19 protein-coding genes are annotated in these 22496 nt (G+C 70.4%); 8 read left to right on the top strand and 11 right to left on the bottom strand.

Annotated elements, in window-relative coordinates:
* The 5 genes from BM070_RS21085 to BM070_RS21105 form a co-directional block, all read right to left on the bottom strand.
* The coding region (locus tag BM070_RS21085; protein ID WP_139222904.1) for a transposase at positions 1–260 on the bottom strand (260 nt) is incomplete at its 3' end.
* Positions 261–528: 268 nt separating this feature from the next.
* Positions 529–1251, bottom strand: coding sequence for a type 1 glutamine amidotransferase domain-containing protein (locus BM070_RS21090; RefSeq protein WP_092941614.1), 723 nt, complete (start codon positions 1249–1251; stop codon positions 529–531).
* Between the two features lie 122 nt (positions 1252–1373).
* Positions 1374–2357 carry a Bug family tripartite tricarboxylate transporter substrate binding protein gene (locus BM070_RS21095; RefSeq protein WP_092941616.1) on the bottom strand — a complete coding sequence of 328 codons (984 nt, stop codon included), beginning with the start codon at positions 2355–2357 and terminating at the stop codon, positions 1374–1376.
* A 108-nt stretch (positions 2358–2465) separates the two neighbouring features.
* On the bottom strand, positions 2466–3521 hold the full coding sequence (locus BM070_RS21100) for a TraB/GumN family protein (RefSeq protein WP_092941618.1): 1056 nt from the start codon (positions 3519–3521) through the stop codon (positions 2466–2468).
* 5 nt (positions 3522–3526) lie between these two features.
* On the bottom strand, positions 3527–4537 hold the full coding sequence (locus tag BM070_RS21105; protein WP_092941620.1) for a fumarylacetoacetate hydrolase family protein: 1011 nt from the start codon (positions 4535–4537) through the stop codon (positions 3527–3529).
* A gap of 106 nt (positions 4538–4643) precedes the next feature.
* Here BM070_RS21105 and BM070_RS21110 point away from each other — a divergent pair, with 106 nt between their 5' ends.
* The 3 genes from BM070_RS21110 (at position 4644) to BM070_RS21120 (ending at position 7358) form a co-directional block, all read left to right on the top strand.
* Positions 4644–5462 (top strand): IclR family transcriptional regulator, encoded by an 819-nt coding sequence (locus BM070_RS21110; protein WP_092941622.1) that lies wholly within the window; start codon positions 4644–4646, stop codon positions 5460–5462.
* A gap of 24 nt (positions 5463–5486) precedes the next feature.
* Complete coding sequence (locus BM070_RS21115) at positions 5487–6785, top strand: DUF3108 domain-containing protein (protein ID WP_092941624.1); 1299 nt, start codon at positions 5487–5489, stop codon at positions 6783–6785.
* A 279-nt stretch (positions 6786–7064) separates the two neighbouring features.
* The gene (locus BM070_RS21120; protein WP_092941626.1) at positions 7065–7358 is read left to right on the top strand and encodes a BTH_I0359 family protein; all 294 of its coding nucleotides are present in this window, start codon (positions 7065–7067) and stop codon (positions 7356–7358) included.
* Between the two features lie 37 nt (positions 7359–7395).
* Here the strand turns inward: BM070_RS21120 and BM070_RS21125 are convergent, their stop codons facing one another.
* Both BM070_RS21125 and BM070_RS21130 read right to left on the bottom strand, forming a co-directional pair.
* Positions 7396–8040 (bottom strand): nitroreductase family protein, encoded by a 645-nt coding sequence (locus tag BM070_RS21125; RefSeq protein ID WP_175518573.1) that lies wholly within the window; start codon positions 8038–8040, stop codon positions 7396–7398.
* Between the two features lie 14 nt (positions 8041–8054).
* Positions 8055–10520 (bottom strand): adenosylcobalamin-dependent ribonucleoside-diphosphate reductase, encoded by a 2466-nt coding sequence (locus tag BM070_RS21130; RefSeq protein WP_092941628.1) that lies wholly within the window; start codon positions 10518–10520, stop codon positions 8055–8057.
* A gap of 253 nt (positions 10521–10773) precedes the next feature.
* Here BM070_RS21130 and BM070_RS21135 point away from each other — a divergent pair, with 253 nt between their 5' ends.
* Entirely contained in the window at positions 10774–11433 is a 660-nt protein-coding gene (locus tag BM070_RS21135; protein WP_092941630.1) for an NAD(P)H-dependent oxidoreductase, read from the top strand.
* A gap of 112 nt (positions 11434–11545) precedes the next feature.
* Here the strand turns inward: BM070_RS21135 and BM070_RS21140 are convergent, their stop codons facing one another.
* Positions 11546–14203: a sensor domain-containing protein gene (locus BM070_RS21140; RefSeq protein WP_434803207.1), complete on the bottom strand. Its 2658-nt coding sequence runs from the start codon at positions 14201–14203 to the stop codon at positions 11546–11548.
* 125 nt (positions 14204–14328) lie between these two features.
* Between BM070_RS21140 and purU the strand changes: the two genes are divergently transcribed.
* From purU to BM070_RS21160, 4 genes are all read left to right on the top strand, one after another.
* Positions 14329–15177, top strand: a complete 849-nt coding sequence (gene purU / locus BM070_RS21145) for a formyltetrahydrofolate deformylase (protein WP_092941632.1) — start codon at positions 14329–14331, stop codon at positions 15175–15177.
* 10 nt (positions 15178–15187) lie between these two features.
* A complete protein-coding gene (locus BM070_RS21150; RefSeq protein WP_245785325.1) occupies positions 15188–16135 on the top strand; it encodes a LysR substrate-binding domain-containing protein in 948 nt (315 codons plus the stop codon).
* 137 nt (positions 16136–16272) lie between these two features.
* Positions 16273–18276 carry a UvrD-helicase domain-containing protein gene (locus BM070_RS21155; RefSeq protein ID WP_092941634.1) on the top strand — a complete coding sequence of 668 codons (2004 nt, stop codon included), beginning with the start codon at positions 16273–16275 and terminating at the stop codon, positions 18274–18276.
* 191 nt (positions 18277–18467) lie between these two features.
* Positions 18468–19991 carry an FAD-linked oxidase C-terminal domain-containing protein gene (locus BM070_RS21160; protein WP_092941636.1) on the top strand — a complete coding sequence of 508 codons (1524 nt, stop codon included), beginning with the start codon at positions 18468–18470 and terminating at the stop codon, positions 19989–19991.
* A 30-nt stretch (positions 19992–20021) separates the two neighbouring features.
* Here the strand turns inward: BM070_RS21160 and BM070_RS21165 are convergent, their stop codons facing one another.
* The 3 genes from BM070_RS21165 to BM070_RS21175 all read right to left on the bottom strand — a co-directional run bounded on the left by BM070_RS21165 (position 20022) and on the right by BM070_RS21175 (position 22382).
* The gene (locus tag BM070_RS21165) at positions 20022–20405 is read right to left on the bottom strand and encodes a hypothetical protein (protein WP_092941638.1); all 384 of its coding nucleotides are present in this window, start codon (positions 20403–20405) and stop codon (positions 20022–20024) included.
* 97 nt (positions 20406–20502) lie between these two features.
* Complete coding sequence (locus BM070_RS21170; protein ID WP_092941640.1) at positions 20503–21801, bottom strand: DUF445 domain-containing protein; 1299 nt, start codon at positions 21799–21801, stop codon at positions 20503–20505.
* Between the two features lie 14 nt (positions 21802–21815).
* The gene (locus tag BM070_RS21175) at positions 21816–22382 is read right to left on the bottom strand and encodes a DUF4339 domain-containing protein (RefSeq protein WP_092941642.1); all 567 of its coding nucleotides are present in this window, start codon (positions 22380–22382) and stop codon (positions 21816–21818) included.
* Positions 22383–22496: the final 114 nt, after the last annotated feature.

Below are 22496 nucleotides of genomic sequence, written 5' to 3' on the forward strand. Positions count from 1 at the left end.
CACTCACGCTCCAGCCGGCGACTGGACTGGATGCGGTTGAGGTAGCCGTAGAGATACAGCTTCAGGAGCACTGCGGGATGGTACGAGGGCCTGCCGGTTGCAGCCGGTGTTGCACCATGGAACCCCAGAGCCACCAGGTCCAGCTCGTTGATGAAGGCATCAACGATTCGAACCGTGTTGTCCTGTGCAATGAAGTCATCCAGGCTCTCTGGCAGCAATATGACCTGATGCCGGTTCTGTCCCTCGATGTATCTGGGCATATTGATCTCGGTGTTCAATATGTCGCCAGACTTTACTGGCGCACTCGGCAGGCCGCGAGAGGGTTTTCACACAGCCTCGCTGCAAAGCCGACCTCTGCACGCATGAACAGCAGGACTAAGGTCAGCCCGCAGCGACTCGACTGACACACCTTCAAGCCCCAGTTCGACCTTCCCAAAGTCGGTGCGCTACGCACTGCGATCCAACAATAGCGCCAGCGCTTCCCCCTGAAGCGCTGACGCCCATTTCAAACACAACCCAGCGGCAGCCTCACTTCAACAACTGCAGCAGCGCCTCAGCCGCCGGCTCCGACGAAGCCGGGTTCTGCCCCGTCACCAACTTCCCATCGGTCAGCACGAACGGCGCCCAATCAGCGCCCTTGGCGTATTCGCCGCCATTCGCCTTGAGCATGTCTTCGACCAGGAAGGGCACCACCTTCGTGAGTTGCACGCCCTCTTCTTCGCTGTTGGTGAAGCCAGTGACCTTGCGGCCCTTGACGAGGGGTTCGCCGCCGGGGGCCTTGGTGTGGCGCAGCACGCCGGGGGCGTGGCAGACCAGGGCCAGGGGTTTCTGGGCGGCGAAGGTCTTTTCGATCAGGGTGATGGAGCGGGCGTCTTCGGCCAGGTCCCACAGCGGGCCGTGGCCGCCGGGGTAGAACACGGCGTCGAATTCTTCGGGATCGACGCTGGCGAGCGGCACGGTGGAGGCCAGCTGCCTCTGCGCGTCGGCATCGGCCTTGAAGCGGCGGGTGGCGTCGGTCTGGGCGCTTTCGTCGTCGCTCTTGGGGTCCAGCGGCGGCTGGCCGCCGTGGGGGGATGCCAGGGTGATGGTGGCGCCCGCGTCCTTGAAGACGTAGTACGGGGCGGCGAATTCTTCGAGCCAGAAGCCGGTCTTCTTGCCGGTGTCACCCAGGCGGTCGTGCGAGGTGAGCACCATGAGGATGCGGGGTGCGGAAGAAGAAGACGACGAAGAGGAGGTGTTGGGGGTGTTCATGCGGTGGCGCTCCAGGCAAAAGCGGGGACGAAAGTCCCCGAGCCCTGCAGTGTCGCCACCTGGCGCCCGGCACCCGGTAGGACGCAGCCGCTAACGCCCTTCCCCTCCGGCGGCGGCATGCGTCAGTCCAGCTTGACGCCGGCGGCCTGGATGATGGGGCCCCAACGTTTCGCCTCGGCGCGCGCCATGGCGCGGAACTGCTCGGGCGTGCCGGGCAGCGCCTCCATGCCGAAGCCTTGCAGGCGCTGGGCCACGGTGGGCGTGGCCAGGGCCTTGTTAATCTCGGCATTGAGCTGGCCGACGATGGCCGGCGGCAGGCCGGCCGGGCCGAGCACGCCCTGGAAGGCATAGACCTCGGCATCGGCCACGCCCACCTCGGCGAGCGTGGGCACGTCGGGCAGGCTGGCGGCGCGGCGGCTGGAGCCGATGGCGAGCACCCGCACCTTGCCCGACTGGATCACCGGCAGGCCGGCCGCCAGGTCCAGGAACATGCACGGCACCTGCCCGCCCATCACGTCCTGCAGCGCCGGGGCCGCGCCGCGGTAGGGGATGTGGGTGAGGAAGGTCTTGGTGCGGTTCTTGAACATCTCCATCGCCAGGTGGTGGGGCGAGCCGTTGCCGGGCGAGGCGTAGTTGAGCTTGCCCGGGTTGGCGCGGGCGTAGGCCAGGAACTGCGCGAAGTTGCGCGCCTCAAAGGCCGGGTTGACCACCAAGGCGAGCGGAAAGCGGCTGAGCCCGCCCACGTAGGTGAAGTCCTTTTCCGGGCTGAAGGGCAGCTTGCTGAAGAGGTGCTCGTTGAAGGCCAGCAGGGCGTTGTCGGCCGACATGAGCGTGTAGCCGTCGGGTTTGGCGGTGGCGACCAGCTGCGCGCCGATGTTGGTGGAGGCGCCGGGGCGGTTGTCCACCACGATCTGCTGGCCCAGCGGCACGCGCAGCGCCTCGGCCATGGTGCGGGCCAGCACGTCGGTGCCGCCGCCAGCGGGGTACGGCACGATCCAGCGGATGGGCTGCTGGCTGGGATAGCCGGGCTGGGCGAAGGCGGCGGGCGTGGCCGCGGCGGCGCCCGCGAGGGCGATGGCGTTCTGGAGGAGCTGTCTGCGCTGCATGGTGTTTGTCTCCTGGGTTGCAGGCTGGAGGGGAAGACGCGCCGCGCTATTTCTTTGATAGCTGCTGGCGCTTATCTTTAAAGGGCCATAGGCACTTCGGGCAAGAAATCAATCGGCCGATGTGGCGGACGGGAATGGCACGCGCTCCACCTTGAAGCCCTGGGCGGCCAGCAGCGCCGGCAGCCCCTGCGGGCCGACCAGGTGCAGCGCGCCCACGGCGGCGAACACGCTGTGGCCGGCGCGGTGCTGGGCCTCGATGGCACTGGCCATGGCCGGATTGCGGCCGGCCACCACCTGGTCGAAGGCCTTGCGTTCGGCGGGCGTCTTCATGCAGCCGCACCAGTCAGGGTAGGTCTCCAGCAGGGCGGCTCGGCCGTCGGACCAGGCCGTGGCCAGGGTGGCGAGGGCATCGCCCGCTGCGTGGCTTTCCAGCTGGGCCAGCCCGGCTGCGACGTCGGCCGCCGTTTCCTGTGGGTCGTCGGAGGCGAGCAGGCGCATTTGCTGCTCGGGCGACTCCAGCGATAGCACGGGCTTGCGCAGGCCGCGGGCCAGGCCGTCCAGTACCAGGTCGATGCCGTAGGCCGGGTCGAACCCCTCGCGCCGGGCCGAGAGGGCCAGCAGCGAGCTCACCTGCACCTCCGGCCGCAGCTGCGCCATCGAGGGATCGACACAGGCGGCTTCGCGCTGCGCGGCCAGGCGCCGGGCCAGATCGGGCGGCAGCGGCGGCGCATCGGCAGGGTTGCGCATGGCGGCCTGCAGCGCCTGCATCACGGCCGGGTCCATCAGGTCCAGCTCCAGCGCGACGCTGTCGCTGGCCCTGACGGCCGCGAGCACGGTGGAGCCGGGCAGCATCCAGTCGCGCCGGGCCGCATGCACGGTGCCGTAGAGCCAGCTGGTGTGGCCACCCTGCTCCACGCGCCAGAGCAGGCCCCGGTCGTGGGCGCGGCGCAGCCCCTGGGGCACGGTGGGCGGATCGAGCGGCCGGGGCAGCGGCGGGCAGTCCGCGCTGCGGGGCGCAGGCGCCTGCGCAGTGGCGGCGGGAGGTTCGGCGGGGGAAGACGGCGATGGCGCCGCCACCTGGGCCGGCACCAGCGCGGGCCATGCCAGGGCCAGCAGCCCGGCGGCGAAGATCCGGCGCAGGGCGGCGGGCAGCGGCGATGTCATGGGAGTCACTCCGTCAGGCTGGCGATGGTCTGGTCGATGGCGCCGAACAGGCTCTGGCCGGCGGCGTTCTTCATCTCGATGCGGATGGTGTCGCCGAACTTCATGAATTCGGTGGCGGGCTGGCCGTTCTGGATGGTCTCGATGCAGCGCTTTTCGGCGATGCAGCTGTAGCCCTTGGGCCATTCCATGCGGCCGTTCTTCTCCACGCCCTGGTTGCTGACGGTGCCGCTGCCCACAATGGAGCCGGCGCGCACGTTGCGCGTCTTGGCGATGTGCGCGATGAGCTGGCCGAAGTGGAAGGTCATCTCCGGCCCCGCGTCGCACATGCCGACCTTGCGGCCGTTCCAGGTGGATTCGAGCGTGAGATGCAGGCGTCCGCCCTGCCAGGCCGCGCCCAGCTCGTCGGGCGTGATGGCGACCGGCGCGAAGGCCGTGGCCGGCTTGGACTGGAAGAAGCCGAAGCCCTTGGCGAGCTCGGCAGGGATCAGGTTGCGCAGGGAGACATCGTTGGCGATGGTCACCAGGCGGATGCCGTCCAGCGCCTGCTCGGGGCTCGTGCCCATCTTCACGTCGCCGGTGATGACGGCGATCTCGGCCTCGAAGTCGATGCCCATGGCCTCGCTGGGCACGACCACGTCGTCGCAGGGGCCCAGGAAGTCGTCGCTGCCGCCCTGGTACATGAGCGGGTCGGTGTAGAAGCTCTCGGGCACCTCGGAGTTGCGCGCCTTGCGCACCAGCTCCACATGGTTGAGGTAGGCCGAGCCGTCGGCCCACTGGTAGGCGCGCGGCAGCGGCGCCATGCACTGGGCTGGGTCGAACGGAAAGGCGTGGCGGGCGCGGCCGGCGTTGAGCTGGTCGTACAGGTCCTGCAGCTGCGGCGCGAGGAAGTTCCAGTCGTCCAGCACCTGCTGCAGGCGGCTGGCGATGCCGGTCGCATAATGGGCCGAACCCAGATCGCGGGAGACGACCACCAACTGGCCGTCGCGGGAACCATCCTTGTAGGTGGCGAGTTTCATCGCTGCGTGCTCCTTGTCTCCGATCTTCGTTCGGGCAGCCCGCCCTACGCGAATTACGAATGGGTGAATTGATTTACCTAAACAGAACTCACAAATTCTAGTGCAGATGGACAAGGAACGGGCCGGCATCCAGTCGGTGGAAGTGGGGTTCGCGCTGCTGGACGGGCTGACCCGTTCGCGCGGGCCGCTGATGCTCAAAGACCTGGCCGCCGCCGCCGGCATGAGCGCGGCCAAGGCGCACCGCTATCTGGTGAGCTTCCAGCGCCTGGGCCTGGTGGTGCAGGACGCGCGCACCGCCCGCTACGACCTGGGCCCCGCCGCGCTCAAGCTGGGCCTGGCCTCGCTGGCGCGGCTGGACGCCATGAAGCTGGCGCGCGAACGCATGCCCGCGCTGATGGAGGCCGTGGGCCACACCCTGGCGCTGGCCGTGTGGGGCAACCGCGGGCCGACCATCGTGCACTGGGAGGAATCGCCCCAGGCCGTCACCGCCAACCTGCGGCTGGGCGACGTGATGCCGCTGCTGGCCTCCGCCACCGGCCGCTGCTTTGCCGCCTATCTGCCGCGCGAGATCACCGCCACGCTGGTGCAGGAAGAGCTGCAGCACGCCGCCCGCCTGCGCCGCACCGACCTGCCGGCCGACGCCGCCGGCGTGGACGCCCTGCTGCGCGAAGTGCGCGAGCGCGGCTGCGCCCGGGTGGTGGACACGCTGCTGCCCGGCATCGTCGCCTTCTGCGCGCCGGTGTTCGATGCCGACGGCCATCTGGCGCTGGGCATCACCACGCTGGGCTCCATCGCCACCTTCGATCCCGCCTGGGGCGGCGCCGTGGAAGCGCCGCTGCGCGAGGCCGCAGAGCGCCTCTCGCGCGACCTGGGCCAGGCCGACGACACCGCCGCCCGGGCCCCCGCAGCGGCGGCGGCGCGCTGAGCGGCCCGGCCAGGACCGCCGCCGATGCCGCGCCGCGTGCTGCTCGTCCTCGCCTGCGCCGTGCTGGCGCTGCACCTGCTGATGATCAGGCACCTGCCGCTGGGCGGCACTGCGGCCAGCGACAAGCCCCAGCAGCAGCTGGCATTCCAGACGCGCATGGTGGAGCCGCCCGCGCCGGAACCTGCCGCCGTGGCCGAGCCAGCGCAAGCCCCACCGCCACCCGCGCCGCCCCCCAAGCCCAAGCCGCGCCACCGCCCTGCCCCCAAGCCGGCACCCGCACCCCCGCCGGCCGAAGCCCCCGCGCCGGAACCGGAGCCCACGCCGACCGACGCCTCCACCGCACCCACCGCGCCCGCTGCGATGCCAGCGCTGGAGCCGGCCACCACGGCCGATGCAGCATCGGCCCCGCCCGCGCCGGACGATGCCGCCGCGCCAGCGGATTCGGCAGCAGCAGCAGCCACCGCACCGCAGCAGGATGCCTCCGCCGCCATCGCCCAGGCCCCGGCTCCGGCCAGCCCCGCCAGCGCACCCGCTTCCGCCCGGCCCACGGCGGCATCCAGCGCCCCGGCTGCCAATGCCCCTGCGCCCACGGCCCCTGCCACCACCGACACCCAGGCCGGCGTCACCATCCAGTCGCCGGGCAGCGGCGCGCCGCCGGTCGATGCCTCGGCAGCCCCGGTGCGGCTGCCGCCTTCGACGCGCCTGAGCTTCGACGTGACCGGCCAGGCCAAGCGCTTCCACTACAGCGCCAGCGCCGAACTGCTCTGGCGCAACCTGGGCGCCACCTACGAGGCGCGGCAGGAGATCAAGGCCTTCCTGCTGGGCTCGCGCTCGCAGACCAGCACCGGCCGCATCACAGAACAAGGCCTGCAGCCGGTGCGCTTCGGCGACCGCGCCCGGGCCGAGCAGGCCGCGCATTTCGACTACGACCGGCATCTGGCCACCTTCAGCGCCAACACGCCCGACAGCCCCATCGGCCCCGGAGCGCAGGACCGGCTGAGCGTGTTCATCCAGCTGGGCGCGCTGCTGGCCGCCGCGCCCGAGCGCTATCCGCCCGGCACCCGCATCACGCTGACCACGGTGGGCGCGCGCTCGGCCGACCGCTGGAGCTTCACCGTCGAAGGCACCGAGACGCTGGACCTGCCCGCCGGCCCCACGCCCGCGCTGAAGCTGCAGCGCCTGCCCCGCGCCGACAAGGACCGCGACCAGCAGGCCGACCTGTGGCTGGGCACCGGGCTGGGCTATCTGCCGGTGCGCATCCGCATCACCCAGGCCAATGGCGACTTCGCCGACCTGGCGCTGAGCGGGCACGAGACGCCCTGAGCCCCCGTTCAAAGTCCTGCCGGTGACCGCGCCGAGAACGGCCCTTTGTGCGTCTGCGCTCACAAAGCCGTGGGACGCTGCGCCGATTCGTGCAAGGCCAATCCCCCGCGAGCCCGAAACCCGCGCCAATCCGTGAAATACTGTGTTCCAGCAGCACTCCCCGTGCAGGCGTCTTGAAGTCCGCACAGGGGCTGCCATCTGAGTGGTGCGAGAGCCGCCGTCCGAAGCCTTCGGAGCGAACGGCCCTCGTGAATGCAATGCACTGACAGGGGGAACGCCATGCACATGCTCTACGACTCTGAATCCTTCGTGGTGGTCCACATGCAACCGGACGCCGCCGACGCCCCGGCAGATGCCCCCGCTGCCTCTCCCCTCGTGCCCCAGCTGGCCCGCCACGGTTTCGAGATCGTGGACAAGCGCTCGGGCAAGGAGGTCTATCTGGACGGCTCCTGGGCCGAGATGTTCCAGGAGCAGATCCTCGCCTGGCAGCGCGACACGCCCACCCAGGAAGAGGTGGACGACACGCTCGACGGCTACGTGGGCCTGGCGCAGAACCCGGTCGTCATCCACTGAACCGCATGCATCTGATGCGCCGGCACGCAGCGGCGCATCAGGCCCCCGTCTTCGCCCCCGGCACGGCCAGCGTCGAAAGATAGGCCTCGGGCCCAGGGCGCTGGCGCGCCGCCTTCGGGGCGGCCGCACTGCCCACGCTCAGGAAACACAGCGGCTGCTCGCCATCGGCGAGCGCGAACAATCGCCGCAGCGCATCGGAATGCAGCGCCTTGCCGCTGGTGAGCGCCGAGCCGAACCCCAGCGCCGTCGCCATCAGCAGCATGTTCTGCAGCGCGCAGCCGGCCGCCACGATGCGCTCGGCCGCGGGAATGGCCGCGTCGCCGCGCAGCACATCCACTACGGCCAGCAGCAGCACCGGCGAGCGGTAGGCCTTGTCGCGCGCCTGTTCGATCTGCTCGGGCAGCGCGGCGGCATCGCGTTCGATCAGCGCCTGCGCGAAGGCCTCGGCCAGCGCCGGGCGGGCGGCCTCGGGCACCAGCACCAGTCGCCAGGGCTGCAGGCGGCCATGGTCGGGCGACTGCCCGGCGGCGGCGACGATGGCCGCGAGCTGCGCGGCATCGGGCCCGGGCGGGCCCAGGCGCTTGGGCAGCAGGGTCTGGCGCTTTTGCAGCAGGGCCATCAGGCCAGCGCCGTCGCCGGGCACGCCGTTCAGCGCAGCCGCTGGCGCCTCGCTTGAATCCATCACCTTCCGATCCATCAGCCGCAGCTCCCCAGGTGGCCGCACTGCGTGCAGTAGTCGCAGCCGTCCTTGCGGATCACGGCGTGCGCGCCGCATTCGCTGCATTTCTTGCCGGCCATGGCGGGCGGCATGCCGCTGGGCAGGGGCGGCTCGTCCAGCGGCAGCACCTGCTGCTGCATGGGCTGCTCGGCGCGCCGCGCCAGGATGCTCTGGATGGCGTAGGCCATGGCGGCGACTTCGGATTCGTGCCAGAGCGGCACGGGCGTGCCGTCGTCCTTGCGGTGGGTGCCCAGGCGCACAGGGCCGCGGTCCCAGGCCACCTTGCGCATGTCGGACAGTGCCCGTTCCAGGAAGCCGCCGCGCGCGGCCAGCGACAGCAGGCGCATGCTGGAGGTGATCCACTGCTGCGATTCGCCGCTCTGCCCCACGGGCATGAAGAACTCGATGGCCCGGTCCACCGTGCCGCCGCGCCCGTCGGGAACGGGCAGGAAGGAGACGACGAGGTAGAGCGTCTTGTGGCCTTCCTGCGTCCAGTATTCGAGCTTTTCGGCCACGGCGGAGAGGCCGCCCTTGGGCCGGCTTTCGATCACGGCCCGCATCGGGTCCACGGGTGCCGCCGCGGGTTCGGCGGGTGGCGGCGGCGCGGGCACGGCAGCAGGTACGGTGGGCGCCGTGACCTCCAGCACCGATCCCAGAATGGTGTTGGGCCGGTAGGTGGCCAGCCCCTTCAGGCCCGCCTGCCAGGCCTGGCGGTAGAGACTCTTGAAGTCTTCGTAGGGGTAGTCCGCCGCCACGTTCACCGTCTTGGAGATGGCCGTGTCCACATAGGGCTGCACGGCCTGCATCATCGCGATGTGGTCGGCCGCCGGCATCGCCAGGGCCGAGACGAAGTAGTCCGGCAGCCGGCTCACGTCGCCGCCCAGCAGGCGGTAGAGCCGCCAGGCGTGGTCTTCCACCGCGTATTCGCTGGTGCTGCCATCCGCCTCGCGCTTGCGGCGGGTGTAGCTCCAGGAGAACGGCGGCTCGATGCCGTTGGAGGCGTTGTCGGCGAAGGCCAGGCTCACCGTGCCGGTGGGCGCGATGGACAGCAAATGGCTGTTGCGGATGCCGTGCCGGCGGATCAGCGCCTGGATGTCGGCCGGCAGCCGGCTGGCGAAGGTGCCTTCGGCCAGGTAGCCATCGGCGTCGAACTTCGGGAAGGCGCCCTTTTCCTGCGCCAGCGCCACCGACGCGCGATAGGCCGCATCGCGCAGATGGCGGGCGATGCGCACGGCCATGGCGCGGCCCTCGGGCCGGTCGTAGCGCAGCCGCAGCATGGCGAGCGTGTTGCCCATGCCGGTGAAGCCCACGCCGATGCGCCGCTTGGCGCTGGATTCCTCGCGCTGCTGCGGCAGCGGCCAGAAGGTGAGGTCCAGCACGTTGTCCAGCGCCCGCACCTGCGTGGCGACGGCGGCCTCGAAGGCGCCGAAGTCGAAGGCCGGCTCGCCGCCCTGCAGGCCGAAGGGCTGGCGCACGAAGCGCGTGAGGATGATGGGGCCGAGGTCGCAGCAGCCGTAGGATGGCAGGGGCTGTTCGCCACAAGGATTGGTCGCCGCGATGTCTTCGCAATAGCGCAGGTTGTTGTCTTCGTTGATGTGGTCCAGGAACAAAATGCCCGGCTCGGCGAAGTCGTAGGCCGACTGCATGATGGTGTCCCACAGCGCGCGGGCGGGCACGGTGCGGTACACCCAGAGGCCGTCGGCGCGGCGGTGGGCGCCCTGGGCCTGCAGCGCGGCGCCGGGTTCGGCGCGGTGGACGAGTTCCCAGTCGGCGCCCGCCTCCACGGCGGCCATGAAGGCGCCGGGCACGCCGACGGAGACGTTGAAGTTGTTCCAGCGGCCCGGCGTGCGCTTGGCGGTGATGAAGTCCAGCACGTCGGGGTGGTCGATGCGCAGCACGCCCATCTGCGCGCCGCGCCGCGCGCCCGCGCTCTCGACCGTGGAGCAGGACTGGTCGAACACGTTGATGTAGCTGCACGGGCCCGAGGCCTGCGAGGCCGTGCCCTTGACGATGGCGCCGCGCGGGCGGATGCGCGAGAAGTCGTAGCCCACGCCGCCGCCGCGGCGCATGGTCTCGGCGGCCTCGCGCAGCGCCTCGTAGATGCCGGGGTAGCCGCCGTCGTCCACGCCCTGGATGCAGTCGCCCACGGGCTGCACGAAGCAGTTGATGAGCGTGGCCTGGATGTCGGTGCCGGCGGCGCTCATGATGCGGCCCGCGCCGATGGCGCCGGCGCGCAGGTTGGCGAGGAACAGCGCCTCGTGGCGGGCGCGCTGCTCCGCCGGCTCGACGCTGGCCAGCGCGCGCGCCACGCGGGCGAAGAGCGCTTCGGCGTCGGGCTCGCCGTTCTTCAGGTACTTCTCGCGCAGCACGTCCAGGCTGATGGGCTGGGGCGTATCGGTGGGCTGCGCCGGGAGGTGAAGGTCGGGGTGGAGGTCGCGTTGCATGTCGGGAGGCCCTCTTGCGCAAGGCTGCCCGGCAGGGCAGCGGGCGCCCTTTTTACACCCGGGGCCGCGCGGCGGGTAGCCCGCAAGTCCAAGCCCATCCATCCGGCAGGGCTGGCGCAGCAGAGTGCTTGCGGCAGCGCAAGCGGTGCATTGGTTCTCCCCATGCAACGCAGTGTTGTTCCAGGCGCCCCTGGCAAGACGGCGCAGAGCCCCTACATTCTCAGGCCCTTACAAGATTGAGAAAGCTCTCTGCATGTCCGATACGCAAGCCACCGATGCCTCTTCGCTCATAGAGCGCCTGAACTGGCGCTACGCCACCAAGAAGATGGACCCGGCCCGCAAGGTGCCGGCCGACAAGCTGGAACGCATCATCGAGGCCGCCCGCCTGGCCCCCACCTCCAGCGGCCTGCAGCCGTTCGAGCTGCTGGTGGTGACCGACCCGGCCGTGCGCGCCCGCATCCAGCCCATCGCCTGGAACCAGGGCCAGATCGTGGACAGCTCGCACCTGCTGGTCTTCGCCGCCTGGGACAACTACACGGCCGAGCGCATCAACACCATGTTCGACTACACGAACGAGGTGCGCGGCTTCACGAACGAGGGCTGGGAAAACTACCGCCAGCAGCTGCTCAACGCCTACCCGCAGCGCGATCCGCAAGTGAACTTCGAGCACGCCGCGCGCCAGGCCTACATCGCCCTGTCGGCCGCCCTGATGGCCGCCGCCTACGAAGGCGTGGACAGCACGCCCATGGAAGGGTTCGACCCGAACGCGCTGGACGAGATCCTGGGCCTGCGCGCACGCCACCTGCGCAGCGTGGCCGTGCTGCCGCTGGGCTATCGCCTGGCCGAGCAGGACTGGCTGGTGAACCTGCCCAAGGTGCGCCGTCCGCGCGAGCGCTTCGTCACCGAAGTCTGAGCGCCCCGGAATCAGGGCCGGGAGCCAGAACCGGCCCCAGCCCTTGATCCGCCTGCGCAATCAGCTATTTAATTAATAGCAAACGACCTTGCAGCCCCGCGGGCTGCGGGGCTCAGCGCACCGATGCCTGCCGGCGCAGCAGCTCGGTGAACTCCTCGGCCGGCAGCGGCCGGGAGCACAGATACCCCTGGAAGCTGTCGCAGCCGCGCGCATGCAAAAAGGCGCGCTGCTCTTCGGTTTCCACCCCCTCGGCCAGCACCGACAGCCCCAGGCTGTGGCCCATGGCGATGATGGCCGTGCAGATGGCCATGTCGTCGGTGTTCTGGGGCAGGTCGCGGATGAAGCTGCGGTCGATCTTGAGCACGTCGATGGGGAAGCGCTTGAGGTGCGCCAGCGACGAATAGCCGGTGCCGAAGTCGTCCACCGCCAGCCGCACGCCGATTTCGCGCAGGCGCAGCAGCACCTGGCGCGCTTCTTCGGGGCGCTCGGCCAGCGCGCCTTCGGTGATCTCCAGCTCCAGCTGGTGGGCCGGAAAGCCGCTGGCGTGCAGCGCGCCGGCCAGGCCCGCGACCAGGTCGCTCAGGTGGAACTGCCGGGGCGAGAGGTTGAGCGCCAGCGTGGCCGAGAGCAGGCCCGCGTCCAGCCAGATCCGCCCCTGCCGGCAGACCTCTGCCGTCACCCAGTCGCCCAGCGGGCCGATGAGGCCGGTGCTTTCGGCCACGGGAATGAAGCGCGTCGGCGCGATGGGGCCTTCGACCGGGTCGGTCCAGCGCACCAGCGCCTCGGCGCCGACGATGCGGCCGCTGGCGATGTCCACCTGCGGCTGGTAGTGCATCTGCAGGTGGCCCTCGGCCATGGCCAGACGCAGCCGGGCTTCGAGCGCCAGCCGCTCGCGCGCGGCGGCCGTCAGCCCCTCGTCGAAGAAGCACCAGGCGCCGCGGCCGTGCGCCTTGGCGCCGTGCACCGCAGCGTGCGCGCCCTGCAGCAGCGCCTGCGCGGTGGTGCCGTGCGCGGGAAAGAGGGAGATGCCCACGCTGGCGCCGGCCACCACCTCGAAGCCCTCGGGCGAGCGCCAGGGGTCGGCGGCGGCGGCGATCATGGTCTGGGCGATGGTGCCGGCGTCCTCGGGCTGTCCCAGGCGGCGCGCCAGCACGCCGAGCTCGTCGCCGCCCAGCCGGCCGACCAGCACGTCGGCCCCCATGGCGGACTGGACCTGCCGGGCGATGTGCTGCAGCACCTGGTCGCCCACCCCGTGGCCGTAGCTGTCGTTCACGTCCTTGAAGCGGTCGAGGTTGAGCAGCAGCACGGCCATCTGCTCGCCGCCGGGCCGCGCGGCCTTCACGGCTTCGTCCAGGCGCTCGGCGAAGTGGCTGCGATTGACCAGGGTGGTGAGCGGGTCGTTGTGCGCGAGGAATTCCAGCCGCTGGTACTGGGCCTTTTCCTCGGTGATGTCGGTGAACACGCAGACGTAGTGCGTGGTCTCGCCCGCGGCATTGCGCACGGCCGAGAGCGACATGTGCTCGGGGAACACCTCGCCGTTCTTGCGCCGGTTCCAGATCTCGCCCTGCCAGTGGCCGGAGCGGCCCAGGCGCTCCCACATCGCGGCGTAGAAGGCGCTGTCGTGCCGGCCGGACTTGAAGATGCGCGGCGTCTGGCCCAGCAGCTCGTCCTCGGTGTAGCCCAGCAGCCGGGTGAAGGCGGAGTTGACCCAGAGGATGCGGCTCTGCGCATCGGTCACGACCACGCCCTCGACGGTGTTGTCCACCACGGCGATGGCGAGGCGATGGCGCTCCTCGTCGCGGCGCTGCTCGTCCTCGTCGGCCAGGGTGCCGAGCAGGCGGCGGGGCCGGCCCTGGGCGTCGAGCTGGCGCCGGCCGTGGGCGCGGAACCAGCGGTACTCGCCGTCGAAGCAGCGCAGCCGCAGGCTTTCGGCGAAGGGCTCGTCCGAGGCCAGCGCATGGCGGGCCGCGGCCAGCAGGCGCTGCCGGTCCGCCCGCAGCACGCGGGGCAGCAGGCGGAAGTCGTGCGCGAAGTCTTCGCCCTGGTAGCGCAGCAGCCGCTCCACGCCACCGGCGAAATCGAGCCGGTGCCGGCGCAGGTCCCAGTCCCACACGCCGATGCCGCCGCCGTCGAGCGCCTGCTGCAGCCGCGCCTCGCTGCGCTCCAGGGCTCGGCGGGTGGCGCGGGTGTCGGTCAGGTCCTGCAGCACGCAGAGCAGGTGTTCGGGCGCGTCGTCGGTGGCGGGGATCAGGCAGGTGGTGCCCAGCAGGGGCATGCCGGCGGCGTCGTCGTCATATTCATCGTCATCGCTGCCCGCGCCTTGCGCGCCCGGCGCGCGGCACAGGCGGTACTGGGCCACGTCGTTCTCGGCGGCGCCCGAGCGCAGGCGTTCGGCCAGCCCCGCCACGGCCTGCGGATCGACCGGCCGCACCAGCGCGTGGAAATCGAAGCCCTCCGGCACGGCGCCGTCGCGGGGCAGGCCGAGCCACTGGCGCAGGCAGGCGTTCATCCACAGCAGGCGCCCGTCGAGCGCGATGCGAGCCATGCCGACAGGCAGCTGCCGGGCGAGCTGGTCGCGCTCGCGCAGGGTGGCGTTGCGGCGGGCCTCGGCGCGCTGCATGCGCAGCAGCAGCCAGCCCGACAGCGCAGCGCAAAGCCCCACGCACAGCAGGCTGCCGACACGGTGCAGGAACGCGAGCCGCTCCGCGTCGGCCGTCCAGGCATGGAGCGCCGCGTCGCCAGCCAGCACCCCCAGGATGCCGGCGGCCAAAGATAGGAAGGCCCCGCGCCATGCGGAGCCCTTCGGGCCAGGGCCCTTGCTGTCCATCGATTTCCTCGCTGCGTGGACCAGGCTGCGCGGCGCCCGCGCTGCGGTGCTGCGACAATCGCCCGGCTATGACCCAAGCCTACATTCTCACCCTGTCCTGCCCCGATCGACTGGGGCTGGTGCATGCCGTTTCCGGTTTTTTGCTGGAACAGGACGGCAACATCGAAGAGGCCGCGCAATACAACGACCACGACACCGGCCTGTTCTTCATGCGGCTGCAGTTCGCCTGCGCCACGCACGACCAGGCCACGCTGCGTGAGCGCCTGGCCGCCTTCGCCGCGCCGCACCAGATGCGCTGGCACCTGCACGCGGCCAGCGAGCCGGTGCGCACCGTCATCATGGTCAGCCGCGAAGGCCACTGCCTGAACGACCTGCTGTTCCGCTGGAAGTCGGGCCTGCTGCCGGTGCACATCGCGGCCATCATCAGCAACCACCGCGACTTCTATCAGCTGGCGGCCAGCTACAACGTGCCCTTCCACCACATCCCGGTCACCAAGGACAACAAGGCCCAGGCCGAGGCGCGGCAGTTCGAGATCATCGAACAGGAAGGCGCGGAGCTGGTGGTGCTGGCGCGCTACATGCAGGTGCTGTCGGACGACATGTGCCGCAAGCTCGAAGGCCGGGCCATCAACATCCACCACAGCTTCCTGCCCAGCTTCAAGGGCGCCAAGCCCTACTACCAGGCGCACGACCGCGGCGTGAAGCTGATCGGCGCCACCGCCCACTACGTGACGGCCGACCTGGACGAAGGCCCGATCATCGAGCAGGACGTGGCCCGCGCCGACCACACCGACACGGTGGAAGACCTCACGGCCCGCGGCCGCGACACCGAAAGCCAGGTGCTGGCCCGCGCCGTCAAGTGGCACACCGAGCGCCGCGTGCTGCTCAACGGCCACAAGACCGTCGTCTTCCGCTGAAGCCTCCGCCATGGCCACCGGCAGCAGCACCCCGAAGGACGCCTTTTCCACACGCGGCCAGGACGGCGGCGCCGCCAACTGGGCCAGCGGGGCGCGGCGCATCCCGCCCATCCAGTGCCTGGTCACCTTCGAGGCGCTGGCCCGCCTGCGCAGCGTGACGCAGTCAGCCGAGGAGCTGTGCGTGACGCCCAGCGCCGTGAGCCACCGCGTCAAGCAGCTCGAACAGATCCTGGGCACGCGGCTCTTCGGGCGGGCGGATTTCTCCCTCACCACCGAAGGCAGCGCCTACCTGGCCCAGGTGCGCGAAGGCCTGAGCGCGCTGCAGCGCTTCCCGGGCAGCGACGCCACGCCGGGCAAGCGCCGGCTGAAACTGGCCGTCACGCCCACGTTCGCGCGCGCCATCCTGATCCCGCGGCTGCGGCAGTTCACCGAGGTCTATCCCGAGATCGACCTGGCGCTGCAGGTCTCCATCCCGCTGCTGGACGTGGTGGCGGAAGACGCCGATCTGGTCGTGCGCTTCGGCCCCGGCCACTACGCCGACATGGAGCATGTGGAGATCGCGCGCGACATGGTCACGCCGCTGGCCTCGCCCGCCTTCCTGCGCGAGCACGGCCCCTTCGAGCGGCCCGGGGACCTGGAAGGCATCCCGCTGCTGCGCAGCCCGCTGGAGCCCTGGCGCACCTGGTTCGCCGCCTGCGGCCTGGACTGGCCCGCGCCCAGCGAGGGCTCGCAGTTCAACGACATCGGCCTGATGTGCGATGCCGCCGCCGCCGGCATGGGCGTGGCGCTGGTGCGCCTGAAGCTGGGCGCGCCCTGGCTGGACCAGGGCACGCTGGTGCGGCTCTTCGACATCCAGGCGCCCAGCCCGCATGCGCACTACCTGTGCTGGCGCACCGGCACCATGGACCGCTGGGAATGCGCGGCCTTCGCCGAATGGCTGCAGCGGGCGATGAACTGACCGCGCCACGGCCCCGCCCCACCTGCCGCTGCGCCCCCTGGCCGCCCGAAGCGGCCATTCCTGCCGCCAGCGCCCACCCCGCCTGCGCCAGCCGCTATTGAATCAATAGCGGCACACCTCCAATCCCTCACCGCACCATGGCCCAGCCCCCCCACGACGCCCCTGCCGCAGCCGCCGCCTTCAAGAAGCGCTACCCCACGCTGGAGCAGAACGCCGTGCTCAACGCCACGGCGCGCACGGTGCTCATCAGCGCCCTGGCGGGCACGGGCAAGACCACCACGCTGGCGATCAAGGCCGCCGACCTGGTGCAGACCCGGGGCGCGCGCCGCGTGCTGATGCTGGCCTATTCCGACGCCGGCCTCGCCGCCATCCACGACCGGCTGGCGCGCTTCATGCCGTCCGACGCGCGCGAGGTGCAGATCATGACGGTGGACCAGCTCTGCGCCGGCCTGCTGGAGGCGCAGGGCCTGCCCTTGCAGCGCCTGACCGAGCCGCTGGAGCGCAACCTGCTGATCCGCCAGGCCCATGCCGCGCTGCAGCAGCAGGGCGACGCGCCGCCCGAGGCGGCGGACTTCCTGGCCCGCGAACTCGACGTGCAGGCCTTCACCGACTTCGAGGCCTTGGCCAAGCAGCGGCTGCTGCAGCGCGACATCGCCCGCGAGGGCCTCAGCGCCACCGCCTACTGCCGCGAGCAGGCGCTGGACTACGGCCTCTACCTGCTGCTGCGCCAGTACGAGCGCCTGCGCCGGGGCCCGGACGACGAGCCGCTCTTCTACGCCCCGGGCGACTGCACCTACGAGATCGCCCGGCAGCTCTGGGAGCTGGACTTCGGCGACGCCTACGCCCCGCTGCAGGGCCGCTACGACGCAGTGCTGTTCGACGAGCTGCAGGATCTGGACGAGGCCGCCATGCTGGTGCTGCGCCACCTGGTGACCGGTGGCAACGGCGTGTTCGTGGGCGCGGGCGACTTCAACCAGCACATCCTGCCCGGCGCCTTCTCCGTCTTCGGCGACGGGCTCGAGCGCATCCGCCAGCAGCTGCCCGAGCCGCCCGAGGTGCTGACGCTCAACACCACCTACCGCTTCGGCCCGGCCATCTGCGACGGGCTGAACCCGCTCTTCGGCGTGGACTTCGCCGCGCACTACGCCACCAAGCCGGCGCGCTTCGAGCGGCTCTCGTACGAAAGCGACGAAGACTGCGCCCGGCAGCTGCTGGCCATCCACCAGGCCGTGCGGCGCGAGCCGCCCGCCGCGAACGGCGCCGCGCCCTGCCTGAACGTGGTGCTGCGCTCGCCCGAGGATTCGGTGCTGCTGGAATGGCGCTTCGCCCACGAGGGCGTGCACTACGCCTGCAAGGGCCTCAAGCGCTTCTACCAGCGCCGCGAGATCGCGCTGGTGCTGGCCCTCTTCTGGGCGCTGCCGGGCTGCGGCAGCCAGGTGCGGCTCACGCAGGGCATTCTCAGCAGCGCCATCGAAGGCCTGCTGCGCTACGTGCGCCGCGCCAGCCGGCCCGACGCCGACCGGCTGGCCAACGGCCTCTTCGACCTGCAGGCGCTGGCGCAGACCTCCGCCGCCGAGGTGGACACCCGCGCCGTGGCCGCCGAGCTGCTGTCCCAGCAGGAACGCATGCGCGGCTTCCTGCTGCGCGCCAGCTTCGACCCGAACGCGCCCGTGGCTTCGGCCGCCTGCGAGGCCTGGCTGGCCCTGCCCCCCGAGGTCTGCGCCGACGCCGGCCGGCTCTGCCGCCACCCGCTGCTGCGCCGCTTCTTCGCCGAAGCGCCCATCAGCCCCGAGGAACTGCGCCAGTGCCTGGACAGCCTGCAGGCGCTCTCGCGCATCTGCGCGGGCCTGAGCGTGGATGAATTCCTGGGCCAGCTCGCGCTCATGGTGCAGTCCAGCATCCGCCAGCACCGCCAGAACGAGGCGCCCAGCCTGCAGCTGCTGACCGTGGAGCGCTGCAAGGGCCAGGAATACGAGCACGTCGCCGTGCCGCTGGTCGAGCGCGGCCGCTTTCCGCGCGCCGCCGCCCCGCAGGAGGCCTACCGCGAGCGCAACATGCTCTACGTGGCCCTGACGCGCTCCACCCGCCGCCTGTGGCTGCTGGAAGGCCGCGAGCGGCCGGTCAGCCCCGGGCCGGTGTGAGCGCCCGACGCAATCACTGAAAAAACAGGCTGCAGCCCTTCATCCGCCTGGGCACCGCGCTCCTTTATCCATAGCAAAAAACGAGCCACAGCCCTGATCCGGCCCCGCTTGCGCACCCGATGCCGCCCATTCACGCGGCGCTGAAAGAAAACTCACGCGCCGGCGCGCGCCCATCCTCTACAGTGGCGGGCATGAGCGCCGCCGTATCCCTTCCCTCCGCTTCCGCCCCTGACTCCGCCCCCAGCGCCGCCGAACGCGCCGCCCGGCAGGCCCAGGTGGTGCAGGCCCTCTCGGCCCACCTGCCCGCGCACATGCTGCTCTGGCATGCGGAAGACACCACGCCCTACGAATGCGACGGCCTCACCGCCTACCGCCAGCGCCCGCTGGTGGTCTGCCTGCCCGAGACCGAGTCCCAGGTGCAGGCCGTGCTGCGCACCTGCCATGCGCTGCAGGTGCCGGTGGTGGCGCGCGGCGCGGGCACTGGCCTGTCGGGCGGCGCCATGCCGCATGCCCTGGGCGTCACGCTGTCGCTGGCGCGCTTCAACCGCATCCTCTCCGTCGATCCGGTGAGCCGCACGGCCCGCGTGCAGTGCGGCGTGCGCAACCTGGCCATCAGCGAGGCGGCCGCGCCCTGGCAGCTCTACTACGCGCCCGACCCGTCCAGCCAGATCGCCTGCACCATCGGCGGCAACATCGCCGAGAACTCCGGCGGCGTGCACTGCCTGAAATACGGCCTCACCGTGCACAACGTGCTGCGCGTGCGCGGCTTCACCGTGGAAGGCGAGCCGGTCGAGTTCGGCAGCGAGGCGCTCGACACCCCCGGCTACGACCTGCTGGCCGCCGTGATCGGCAGCGAAGGCATGCTGGCCGTGACCACCGAGGCCACGGTGCGCCTCATCCCCAAGCCCCAGCTGGCGCGCTGCATCATGGCCAGCTTCGACGACGTGCGCAAAGCCGGCGACGCGGTGGCCGCCGTCATCGCGGCCGGCATCATCCCGGCCGGGCTGGAGATGATGGACAAGCCCATGACCGCCGCCGTGGAAGACTTCGTCAAGGCCGGCTACGACCTGACGGCCGAAGCCATCCTGCTGTGCGAGAGCGACGGCACGCCCGAAGAGGTCGAGGAAGAGATCGGCCGCATGAGCGAGGTGCTGCGCGCGGCCGGCGCCACCGCCATCACCGTGAGCGAGAACGAGGCCGAGCGCCTGCGCTTCTGGAGCGGCCGCAAGAACGCCTTCCCGGCAAGCGGCCGCATCAGCCCCGACTACATGTGCCTGGATTCGACCATCCCGCGCAAGCGCCTGGCCGACATCCTCCTGGCCATCGCCGAGATGGAGAAGAAATACCGCCTGCGCTGCTGCAACGTCTTCCACGCCGGCGACGGCAACCTGCACCCGCTGGTGCTGTTCGACGCCAACGACCCCGACGAGCTGCACCGCTGCGAGCTCTTCGGCGCCGACATCCTGGAAACCAGCGTGGCCATGGGCGGCACCGTCTCGGGCGAACACGGCGTGGGCGTGGAGAAGCTCAACAGCATGTGCACCCAGTTCACCACCGAGGAGAACGCGCAGATGTTCGCCCTCAAGGCCGCGTTCGACCCGGCCGGCCTGCTCAACCCGGGCAAGGTCATCCCGACGCTGAACCGCTGCGCGGAGTACGGAAAGATGCTGGTGCGCGGCGGGCAGATCGCCCATCCGGAACTGCCGCGGTTCTGACGCGGCGCACCGGGCGGCCGCCCGTGACGTTCAGGACGACGCGGCGGATTCGCTGGAATACTTGTGGTCGAGTTCCTTCGCCAGCGTCCAGCCAGCCGCTTCCAGCATCACGATGGAGATGCTGGGCGAAACGATCTGCCCCAGCCCCGGGATCAGCTTGGACAACTCCTTGGCCATGGTCTTGATGGGCTGGCGCAGCATGGTGTTCTTGATGGCCGAGATCGCCATGCCCTTGGCCGCTTCGCTCGGCAGGTTGCCGCCGAACACGGCGGCCAGGCTCATGGTCATGGACGTCATGGCGACCATGTCCGTCGCGATGCCCAGCCCGGGCACAGGCACGGCATTCGCGGCGGCGGCCGTCACGGCAGCGGTATGGATGATGGCGTGGCACTTCTTCTGCTGTTCGTCGGTCATGGCTCGGGCTCCTGTCGATGGGGACGTCGGTGAAAAGAGAGGGAGAGAAAGGAAGGGAAAGGGACGAGTGCCGGATTGGCAGCCGGCCCGGCGCTCTTCACAAGGCGCCGCGCAGCCAGGCCGGCAAGCTCGACAGCAGGAACAGCACCGCCCCGATGAGGCCGCCCACTAGCGTGCCGTTGATGCGGATGTATTGCAGGTCGCGGCCGATATTGATTTCGATGAGGCGAGACAGCGCCTCGGCATCCCAGCGCTGCACCGTGTCCTGGATGTGCCGCCCCACGAACTGCGATACGTCGGGCGCGAGCCCGCTGACCCATCGCGTCAGTTGATCGTCGATGGAGCGCCGCAGCGCCTCGTCGTCAGCCAGCGATCGGCCCAGCCAGACGGCAAGCACCTGCACCTTCTTGCCGATGGAGGACTCCGGATCGTTCAGGTTGGACTGCAGGCTGGTGCGCAGGCCGAGCCACAGCTCCTGCAGGTAGCGGCCCAGGGCCGGGTCGTTGCGCAGGTAATCGCGGATCTCCTCGGCCTTGCTCGCCCATTCGGGGTCATTGCGCAGGCGCTGGATCAGTTGCGCCACGGCGTTGTTGAACATGCCGCGCAACTGGTGCCCCTGGTCGTCAGCCGCTTTCTTGATCCATCCATTCAGGCGCTCTGTCACCACTTCAGCCGCCTTCTTGCCCAGCCACTCGGTGGGCAACACCTTCTCCTTCCAGGCATGCTCGGTCTTGAGCCACTCGACCACGCCCTGGGCGACCATGGCCCGGGTGTCCTCCTGCTGCAGGAAGGCCGCGAGCTTCTCCATGCCGGCATCCAACAGCTCCTGGTGCCGTCCGTTGTGCGTGAGCGTTTCCAGCACGGTTGCCATGGACCGGTTCAGGTCGATGCGGCCGATCAGCTCGCGCGCAGCCCGCTGCATCAACCCTTCGGCCTGGGCGTTGCTCACCGCAGCCAGCACGGCCAGCAGCAGGCGCCGGACCTGGTGGGCCAGCAGCGCGCCGTTGGCGGGCTCTCTCAGCCATTCGGCCAACCGGCGGGCGGGCTCCTGGCGCTGCAGCAGCGCCACCAAGGTGGCGGGCGCCAGGAACTCGTCGCGCACGAAGACGGCCAGGTTCTCCCCGATGCGGTCCTTGCTGCGCGGGATCACGGCCGTATGCGGAATGGGCAGGGAAAGCGGCCGGCGGAACAGCGCCGTCACGGCGAACCAGTCGGCCAGCGCGCCGACCATGGCGGCCTCGCAGACCGTCTTGGCGCCCGACACCCAGAACGAGGGCGGCAGCGAAACCGTGACGGCGAAACCAGCGGCCGCGAGCAGCAGCAACGCCAGCGCAAAGCGCTGCATGCGGCGCAGCTGCGCCTCCTTGGCCGCGTTGGCAGCAGAAATGGATGTCATGGCTGGCGGCGCTTTCAGAAGACCAACACGGCGGCGAAGCACACCAGCCAGACCACGAAGTACGCCAGGTTCTGCCGCAGCTGCTGGGCCCGCTGGTAGAGATACACCGGTACCAGCCATGCACGCAGCTTGGAGGTGTCGTGCCCGGCACGCTTGAGCAGCCGCTCGTCCAGCAGGCTCAGCGCGATGTTGAGAGCCAGGCTGACGTAGAAGAAATGTCCGGCATTCAAGGCCCGTTCGGCCGCGTATTCGTTGCCGTGGACCAGCAGGGCCAGCACGGCTTCGAGGAACCTCCCGATCAACGGCGCGAACGCCAGCACCCAAACCACCTTGTTGTTCACGTTACTGCCCAGCAGGGGCGGAGGCGCGGTGTTCTGGAGGTGGGCGAGAAAAGGCGTGTCGGACAGCCGCGTCCAGTCGGGCAGGCTCTTGTGCCAGACCGAAGAGCTGTAGCCCAGCCGCTGCGAGCGGATCATCTCGATGATCTGCCGCTCCGGCACGGGCCCTTGGCGCCGGCCGCTCTCTTCATAGAACCATTCGGCGGCCTCGGGCCCAGGCGCTGCGGCCTGCGTATCGGTCATGCGTTTCCCTCCATTGCTTTGATTGAATGCGTCTGCGGCTTGGTTGATGTAGAGCGGGGTAGAGCGCAGGGCAGCGGCCTACCATGGGACACGGCGTGTCCCGGGGGCCCGCGC

Source organism: Paracidovorax wautersii, assembly GCF_900113035.1.
GTDB lineage: Bacteria > Pseudomonadota > Gammaproteobacteria > Burkholderiales > Burkholderiaceae_C > Paracidovorax > Paracidovorax wautersii.

Bases quoted from the DNA above. Each gene is read 5' to 3' on its own strand.
- BM070_RS21095 (WP_092941616.1), bottom strand. From the start codon at position 2,357: ATGCAGCGCAGACAGCTCCTCCAGAACGCCATCGCCCTCGCGGGCGCC.
- BM070_RS21160 (WP_092941636.1), top strand. From the start codon at position 18,468: ATGAGCGCCGCCGTATCCCTTCCCTCCGCTTCCGCCCCTGACTCCGCC.
- BM070_RS21175 (WP_092941642.1), bottom strand. From the start codon at position 22,382: ATGACCGATACGCAGGCCGCAGCGCCTGGGCCCGAGGCCGCCGAATGG.
- BM070_RS21105 (WP_092941620.1), bottom strand. From the start codon at position 4,537: ATGAAACTCGCCACCTACAAGGATGGTTCCCGCGACGGCCAGTTGGTG.
- BM070_RS21165 (WP_092941638.1), bottom strand. From the start codon at position 20,405: ATGACCGACGAACAGCAGAAGAAGTGCCACGCCATCATCCATACCGCT.
- BM070_RS21090 (WP_092941614.1), bottom strand. From the start codon at position 1,251: ATGAACACCCCCAACACCTCCTCTTCGTCGTCTTCTTCTTCCGCACCC.
- purU (WP_092941632.1), top strand. From the start codon at position 14,329: ATGACCCAAGCCTACATTCTCACCCTGTCCTGCCCCGATCGACTGGGG.
- BM070_RS21120 (WP_092941626.1), top strand. From the start codon at position 7,065: ATGCACATGCTCTACGACTCTGAATCCTTCGTGGTGGTCCACATGCAA.
- BM070_RS21100 (WP_092941618.1), bottom strand. From the start codon at position 3,521: ATGACATCGCCGCTGCCCGCCGCCCTGCGCCGGATCTTCGCCGCCGGG.
- BM070_RS21115 (WP_092941624.1), top strand. From the start codon at position 5,487: ATGCCGCGCCGCGTGCTGCTCGTCCTCGCCTGCGCCGTGCTGGCGCTG.
- BM070_RS21135 (WP_092941630.1), top strand. From the start codon at position 10,774: ATGTCCGATACGCAAGCCACCGATGCCTCTTCGCTCATAGAGCGCCTG.
- BM070_RS21125 (WP_175518573.1), bottom strand. From the start codon at position 8,040: ATGGATTCAAGCGAGGCGCCAGCGGCTGCGCTGAACGGCGTGCCCGGC.
- BM070_RS21155 (WP_092941634.1), top strand. From the start codon at position 16,273: ATGGCCCAGCCCCCCCACGACGCCCCTGCCGCAGCCGCCGCCTTCAAG.
- BM070_RS21130 (WP_092941628.1), bottom strand. From the start codon at position 10,520: ATGCAACGCGACCTCCACCCCGACCTTCACCTCCCGGCGCAGCCCACC.
- BM070_RS21150 (WP_245785325.1), top strand. From the start codon at position 15,188: ATGGCCACCGGCAGCAGCACCCCGAAGGACGCCTTTTCCACACGCGGC.
- BM070_RS21110 (WP_092941622.1), top strand. From the start codon at position 4,644: ATGGACAAGGAACGGGCCGGCATCCAGTCGGTGGAAGTGGGGTTCGCG.
- BM070_RS21170 (WP_092941640.1), bottom strand. From the start codon at position 21,801: ATGACATCCATTTCTGCTGCCAACGCGGCCAAGGAGGCGCAGCTGCGC.